The sequence below is a fragment of the Mycobacterium sp. TH-M25 genome (assembly GCF_057473665.1).
Window position 1 is genome coordinate 1 of sequence record NZ_JBYCLA010000207.1, and the last position, 6,802, is coordinate 6,802.

9 protein-coding genes are annotated in these 6,802 nt (G+C 63.8%); 8 read left to right on the forward strand and 1 reads right to left on the reverse strand.

All coding sequences use genetic code 11. From position 1 onward, the window contains the following. The 8 genes from AC2VOU_RS06915 to AC2VOU_RS06950 form a co-directional block, all read left to right on the forward strand. A partial coding sequence (locus AC2VOU_RS06915) for a cytochrome P450 (RefSeq protein ID WP_486956700.1) occupies positions 1-681 on the forward strand: 681 nt, incomplete at its 5' end. After that, positions 682-1,509, forward strand: coding sequence for an SDR family oxidoreductase (locus tag AC2VOU_RS06920; protein ID WP_486956701.1), 828 nt, complete (start codon positions 682-684; stop codon positions 1,507-1,509). It abuts the gene before it with no gap. Beyond that, positions 1,506-2,861 (forward strand): cytochrome P450, encoded by a 1,356-nt coding sequence (locus AC2VOU_RS06925; RefSeq protein ID WP_486956702.1) that lies wholly within the window; start codon positions 1,506-1,508, stop codon positions 2,859-2,861. Before AC2VOU_RS06920 ends, AC2VOU_RS06925 begins: the two co-directional genes overlap by 4 nt. An 8-nt stretch (positions 2,862-2,869) precedes the next feature. After that, positions 2,870-3,076, forward strand: a complete 207-nt coding sequence (locus tag AC2VOU_RS06930) for a ferredoxin (RefSeq protein WP_486956703.1) — start codon at positions 2,870-2,872, stop codon at positions 3,074-3,076. Positions 3,077-3,078: 2 nt separating this feature from the next. Continuing rightward, entirely contained in the window at positions 3,079-3,624 is a 546-nt protein-coding gene (locus AC2VOU_RS06935; protein ID WP_486956704.1) for a nuclear transport factor 2-like protein, read from the forward strand. Between the two features lie 121 nt (positions 3,625-3,745). Continuing rightward, positions 3,746-4,873: an NDMA-dependent alcohol dehydrogenase gene (locus AC2VOU_RS06940; RefSeq protein ID WP_486956705.1), complete on the forward strand. Its 1,128-nt coding sequence runs from the start codon at positions 3,746-3,748 to the stop codon at positions 4,871-4,873. A 93-nt stretch (positions 4,874-4,966) separates the two neighbouring features. Further along, the gene (locus AC2VOU_RS06945; RefSeq protein ID WP_486956706.1) at positions 4,967-5,392 is read left to right on the forward strand and encodes a nuclear transport factor 2 family protein; all 426 of its coding nucleotides are present in this window, start codon (positions 4,967-4,969) and stop codon (positions 5,390-5,392) included. Between the two features lie 268 nt (positions 5,393-5,660). Continuing rightward, positions 5,661-6,071, forward strand: coding sequence for an HIT family protein (locus tag AC2VOU_RS06950; protein WP_486956707.1), 411 nt, complete (start codon positions 5,661-5,663; stop codon positions 6,069-6,071). On the opposite strand, the gene AC2VOU_RS06955 is transcribed toward AC2VOU_RS06950, so the two are convergent. Then, positions 6,037-6,802, reverse strand: a 766-nt coding sequence (locus tag AC2VOU_RS06955) for a sensor histidine kinase (protein WP_486956708.1), incomplete at its 5' end; no start/stop codon positions are given. The genes AC2VOU_RS06950 and AC2VOU_RS06955 overlap by 35 nt on opposite strands.

The window sequence follows — 6,802 nt, forward strand, 5'->3', positions numbered from 1 at the left end:
ATTACCGATGTGCCGCCCGAAGCCATCGAGGCTTCGCTCAACCTGATCGTCTACTACCAGGAAATGGTGGCCGAGCGGCGCAAGAAGCTGACCGACGACCTGACCTCGGCGCTGTTGGCAGCCGAGATCGACGGCGACCGACTCACCGACGAAGAAGTCCTCGGCTTCATGTTCCTGATGGTCATCGCCGGAAACGAGACAACCACCAAACTTCTTGCCAACGCCGCGTTTTGGGGCCATCGGAATCCCGACCAGCTGACCAGGGTCTACGCCGACCCTGCTCAGGTGCCGCTGTGGGTGGAGGAGACCTTGCGCTACGACACCTCGAGCCAGATCCTGGCCCGCACGGTGGCCGGCGAGCTCACCCTCTACGACACGACGATCCCCGACGGCGACGTCCTGTTACTGCTGCCGGGTTCCGGGCATCGTGACGAGCGCGTGTTCGATAATCCCGACGACTTCGTCATCGGGCGTGACATCGGTTCCAAGCTGTTGAGTTTCGGCAGCGGTGCCCACTTCTGCCTGGGCGCGCACCTGGCCCGGATGGAGGCACGCGTCGCCCTCACCGAGTTGTCCACCCGGATCAAGGATTTCGAAGTCGACGAGGCCAATGCGGTCCGCGTCCATTCCAGCAACGTCCGCGGATTTGCCCACCTGCCGATGAACCTGGAGGTCCGCTGAATGCCCCGCTTTGATCCGCTGCCCGAGCGTCGCCCGGCGATCGTTGCGGGCGCGTCGTCCGGTATCGGCGAAGCCACCGCCATCGAACTGGCCGCCCATGGCTTCCCCGTCGCCCTTGGCGCCCGCCGCGTGGCGAAGCTCGACGAGATCGTGGGCAAGATCAACGCCGACGGCGGCGAGGCGGTCGGCTTCCACCTCGACGTCACCGACCCTGAGTCGGTCACCTCCTTTGTTGCCCAATCGACCGCTGCGCTCGGCGCGATCGAGGTACTGGTGGCCGGTGCCGGTGATACCTACTTCGGCAAGCTCGCCGAGATCACCGGCGACGAATTCGACTCTCAGTTGCAGATCCATCTGGTCGGCGCCTTCCGGTTGGCCTCAGCGGTGCTGCCGGGGATGATCGCGCGGCAGCGCGGCGACCTGATCTTCGTCGGATCCGACGTGGCGTTGCGTCAGCGGCCGCACATGGGCGCCTACGGCGCGGCCAAAGCCGCACTCGTAGCGATGGTCAGCAACTTCCAGATGGAACTGGAGGGCACCGGCGTACGGGCGTCGATCGTGCACCCCGGTCCGACCAAGACGTCGATGGGCTGGAGTCTGCCGGCGGAGAAAATCAGCCCTGCACTTGAGGATTGGGCCAAATGGGGCCAAGCGCGCCACGACTACTTCTTGCGGGCCGCTGACCTCGGCCGCGCCATCACGTTTCTCGCCGAGACACCGCGCGGCGGCTGCATCGCGAACATGGAGCTTCAGCCCGAGGCTCCGTTGGCCGGCAAGACGGACCGCCAGAAGCTCGCACTCGGCGAAGAAGGGATACCCAGACAATGACCAAATCCCTTACCGTGCCAAGAGTTTCCGGCGGCGAAGAAGAGCACGGCCACCTCGAGGAATTCCGCACCGACCCGATCGGTTTGATGCAACGCATCCGCGACGAGTGCGGCGACGTCGGCTGGTTTCAGCTCGTCGACAAGCACGTTGTCTTCCTCTCCGGCGCCGAAGCGAACGAGTTCTTCTTCCGCAGCGCCGACGAGGATCTCGACCAGGCCGAGGCGTACCCGTTCATGACGCCGATCTTCGGCCAGGGCGTGGTCTTCGACGCCAGTCCCGAACGGCGCAAGGAGATGCTGCACAACTCGGCCCTGCGTGGCGAGCAGATGAAAGGCCACGCCGCAACCATCGAGGGCGAAGTCAGGAAAATGATCACCGACTGGGGCGATGAAGGCGAGATCGAGTTGCTCGACTTCTTCTCCGAGTTGACCATCTACACCTCGACGGCCTGCCTGATCGGCCTGAAATTCCGCGAGCAGCTCGATCACCGGTTCGCCGAGTACTATCACGAACTGGAGCGTGGCACCGATCCGCTGTGCTACGTCGACCCGTACCTGCCGATCGAGAGTTTCCGGCGCCGCGACGAGGCGAGGGTGAAACTGGTTGCGCTGGTTCAGGAAATCATGAATCAGCGCATTGCCGACCCGCCGGCCGACAAGGCCGATCGCGACATGCTCGACGTGCTGGTGTCGATCAAGGACGAGCAGGGCACTCCGCGGTTCTCGGCCGACGAGGTGACCGGCATGTTCATCTCGCTGATGTTCGCCGGGCACCACACCAGCTCGGGCACATCGGCATGGACGCTCATCGAGTTGATTCGTCACACCGAGGTCTATGCCGAGGTACTGGCCGAACTCGAGGATCTCTACGCCGACGGTCAGGAAGTGAGTTTTCACGCGCTGCGTTCGATTCCCAAGTTGGACAACGTCGTCAAGGAGACGCTACGGTTACACCCGCCGCTGATCATCTTGATGCGGGTCGCCAAGGGCGAGTTCGAGGTGGCCGGTTTCCCGATCCACGACGGCGACTTCGTGGCCGCGTCGCCGGCGATCTCCAACCGGATTCCCGAGGACTTCCCCGACCCGAACGCGTTCAAGCCGGACCGTTACAACAAGCCCGAGCAGGCCGACGTCGTCAACCGGTGGACCTGGATCCCGTTCGGCGCCGGACGGCATCGTTGCGTAGGAGCGGCTTTCGCGCAGATGCAGATCAAAGCGATTTTCTCGGTCCTGTTGCGGGAATACGATTTCGCGATGGCGCAGCCCGCCGACAGTTATCACAACGACCACTCCAAGATGGTCGTGCAGCTGGCGAGACCGGCCAAGGTCCGTTACCGCAAGCGCCAGGTATAAGGCAGCTCATGGGTTTTCGCGTCGAAGTTGACCTGGACCTGTGCCAGGGCCATGCGATGTGCGAATTGGAAGCACCCGACTACTTCCGGGTGCCCAAACGCGGAAAAGTCGAGATCCTCGATCCCGAACCCGGTGATGCAGCCCGCGACGAAGTCGAGCGGGCTGTCGAAATGTGTCCCACCCAAGCCTTATCAATCGAAGAGAAAGAAGATTGACGATGGCGTCTTTCGAACGCTTCCGCTTAGAAGCGTGGGTTGAGCGTTGGCTGCAGGCCAACAAGGACTGTGAAAAGGCCGGCGACTGGCGGCCTTTGGGCGACTTCTACGCCCCCGAGGCCACCTACGGCTGGAACATCGGACCCAAGGAGGACGTGATGTGCGTCGGGGTCGACGAAATTCGCGACGTCGCGCTCGGCCTCGAAATGGAGGGCCTGGAGAACTGGGTGTACGAATACCAGAAGGTCCTGATCGACGAAAAGCAGGGCGAGATCGTCGGCTTCTGGAAGCAGATCGTCCATAAGACCGACGGCAGCCAGGACGAGATCTACGGCATCGGCGGAAGCTGGTTCCGACTCAACGACCACCTGCTGATCGAGTGGCAGCGCGACTTCTTCGACTTCGGGCACGTCGCGACGATGTTCGCGAACCTGATCGAGTCCGGCGATCTCAGCGCAGGCATGCAGAACCGCATCCAGCGCAGCGTGGCCGGCGAAAAGTTGCCCGGCTACTACCCGCTCGGTCAGGCGCCGGTACCCATCTGGTGAGCCACATCCGGCTCCCCAGGTGACCGGGGTCACCCTGCTGACCTACACTCAACCAAGCGGTTGCTTGCGTGGAGCTTCCGGCCGTTTTCAACCGACGTTCAACGACGAAAGCAGGTTCACGGTGAAGACCAAAGGTGCGCTGATCTGGGAGTTCAACCAGCCGTGGTCGATCGAGGAAATCGAGATCGGCGACCCCCAAAAAGACGAAGTCAAAATCCAGATGGAAGCGGCGGGCATGTGCCACTCCGACCACCATCTGGTCACCGGCGGAATCCCGATGGGCGGCTTCCCGGTTCTCGGCGGTCACGAGGGCGCCGGCATCGTCACCGAAGTCGGCCCCGGCGTCGAGGACCTCGCCCCGGGTGACCACGTGGTGCTGTCGTTCATCCCGTCGTGTGGACACTGTCCGACCTGTCAGTCCGGCCTGCGCAACCTGTGCGACCTCGGCGCGGGCCTGCTCGGCGGCGCCGCGGTATCGGACGGGACGTTCCGTATCCAGGCCCGCGGTGAGAACGTCTTCCCGATGACGCTGCTGGGCACGTTCGCCCCCTACATGGTCGTGCACAAGAGCTCCGTCGTGAAGATCGACGAGTCGGTGCCGTTCGAGGTCGCCGCGCTGGTCGGCTGCGGTGTCACGACCGGCTACGGCTCGTCGGTGCGGACCGCCGACATCCGGCCGGGCGAGGACGTCGCGATCGTCGGTATCGGCGGGGTCGGTATGGCGGCGCTACAGGGTGCCGTCACCGCTGGCGCCCGCAACGTCTTCGCGATCGACCCGGTCGAGTGGAAGCGCGATCAGGCCCTCAAGTTCGGCGCGACGCACGTCTACCCCGACGTCTTCGCCGCGATGGGCGGCATCATGGAGGTCACCCACGGGCTGATGGCCCACAAGGTGGTGGTCACCGTCGGCGAGCTACTCGGAGCCGACGTGGAGAACTACATGATTTTGACCGCCAAGGGCGGCACCTGCGTGCTGACTGCTATCGGCAGCCTGCTGGACGCCAATGTCACTTTGAACCTGGCGATGATGACGCTGATGCAGAAGACCATCAAGGGCACCATCTTCGGCGGCGGCAACCCGCAGTTCGACATCCCCCAGCTGCTGTCGATGTACAAAGCGGGCAAGCTCAACCTCGATGACATGATCACCCGCCAGTACAAGTTGGAGCAGATCAACGACGGCTACAAGGACATGCTGGACGGCAAGAACATTCGCGGCGTGATCCGCTACACCGACGCCGACCGGTAATCCCCAATCGATGCCGAGTGGCCAGTTGTGACAGCGGATTCGGCCGTTACCCCGCCATAGCTGGCCACTCGACAGGGTAGATAGGAAAATCACATGTCGCAGGAAACCGCGGAAAAGTCCCCGGCACTGGCCGCGTCCCAGTCCTCTTGGCGCTGCGTGCAGGCGCACGACCGGGAGGGCTGGTTGGCCCTGATGGCCGACGACGTCGTGGTCGAGGATCCGATCGGCAAGTCGGTGACCAATCCCGAGGGCAGCGGCGTGCGGGGCAAGGACGGCGTCGCGCAGTTCTACGACACCAACATCGCCGCCAACAATCTGACGATCACCTGCGAGGAGACGTTCCCGTCCAGCGACCCAAACGAGGTCGCACATATCCTGGTGCTGGACAGCAAGTTCGACAACGGAATCACCAGCAGTGTGCGGGGCGTGTTCACCTACCGCGTCAACGACGCCGGACTGATCGCGAACATGCGCGGCTACTGGAACCTCGAGGCGATGACCTTCGGCAACGCGTCGTGACGTCCCGGCGGGAAAGCGGGTCACCTGGTTGGCCAAATGCTTGCTGCCGCGAGCGGTTTCGTTGGCAGAATCCCCAAGCCGGCGCCGGACCTGGTGGCTGATCGGGACCACCGTGACGCGACGCCGTGGACGACCGCCGAGCTGTCCGCGACGTTCGGCGGTGGAGTCGTCTGAGCGCTCATCGCGCGACATATGCTGAGCCGATGGCCCGCGTCGGCGACGATGAACGAAACAGTGCGAGCGAGATAGGGCAGGAGAAGCGGCGCCAATGACTTCTATTTTCACCAAGATCATCAACGGCGAACTTCCGGGCCGGTTCGTGTACGAGGACGACGAGGTCGTCGCCTTCCTGACTATCGAGCCGATGACCCAGGGACACACCCTGGTGGTGCCGCGCGCGGAGATCGATCAATGGCAGAGCGTCGACCAGGCCACGTTCGGACGAGTCATGTCCGTCGCCCAATTGATCGGCAAGGCGGTCACCCGGGCGTTCGACGCCGACCGCGCCGGGCTGATCATCGCCGGGCTCGAAGTCCCGCACCTGCATGTCCATGTCTTCCCGGCCAAAAGCCTCAGCGACTTCGGGTTCGCCAACGTCGACCGCAATCCGTCCCCGGCATCGCTCGACGAGGCGCAGGCGAAGATCAAAGCGGCGCTTGCCGGCCTACCGCCTGCTTGAGGGCGGGCAAGGAGGCGTCGACAGCACGCGGCAGGCTGACGCAGAACCGGCAGCCCTTACCAGGAGCTGTGGTCACGCTCACGGTTCCGCCGTGGGCGTGGACCAGGGAGTCCACAATTGACAATCCCAGACCGCTACCGCCGCTGCTGCGCGCACGGGAGGAGTCGGTGCGGTAGAACCGCTCGAAGATCCGCAGCGCGTCCTCTTGGCTCATGCCGGGACCTTCATCGACCACTTCCAGAATCGCCGACTCGCTGGTGGTGCCGACTCGCACCGTGATGTCCGCGGTCTCCGGGGTGTGTTGCAAGGCGTTGGTCATCAGGTTTCCCAACACCTGCCGAAGCCGGGCCTCATCGCCCACCACCTCAGGGGTTCCGGGACCGTCGACCACCTCGATGGCGATCGCGCGACCGGGCGAAACCGCCCGCGCGTCGTGCACAGCGTCGGTGGCCAGGGTCAGCAGGTCCACCGGCTTACGGTCGATCGGGCGTTGGGTGTCGAGCCGGGCAAGCAGCAGCAGATCGTCGATGAGTAATCCCATGCGACGCGATTCGCTCTCGATGCGCGACATCACCATCTCCATATCGCGCGCCGCACCTTGCCGGTACAACTCGGCGAAACCGCGCATGGTGGTCAGCGGTGTGCGCAATTCGTGGCTGGCATCGGTGATGAACCGGCGCATTCGGTCTTCGGAGATCAGCGCCTGCTCAGCGGAGTATTCAGACGATGCC

Excerpts from the sequence above, each read along its gene's own strand:
- AC2VOU_RS06925 (WP_486956702.1), top strand. The coding sequence starts at position 1,506 with ATGACCAAATCCCTTACCGTGCCAAGAGTTTCCGGCGGCGAAGAAGAG.
- AC2VOU_RS06935 (WP_486956704.1), top strand. The coding sequence starts at position 3,079 with ATGGCGTCTTTCGAACGCTTCCGCTTAGAAGCGTGGGTTGAGCGTTGG.
- AC2VOU_RS06920 (WP_486956701.1), top strand. The coding sequence starts at position 682 with ATGCCCCGCTTTGATCCGCTGCCCGAGCGTCGCCCGGCGATCGTTGCG.
- AC2VOU_RS06945 (WP_486956706.1), top strand. The coding sequence starts at position 4,967 with ATGTCGCAGGAAACCGCGGAAAAGTCCCCGGCACTGGCCGCGTCCCAG.
- AC2VOU_RS06950 (WP_486956707.1), top strand. The coding sequence starts at position 5,661 with ATGACTTCTATTTTCACCAAGATCATCAACGGCGAACTTCCGGGCCGG.
- AC2VOU_RS06930 (WP_486956703.1), top strand. The coding sequence starts at position 2,870 with ATGGGTTTTCGCGTCGAAGTTGACCTGGACCTGTGCCAGGGCCATGCG.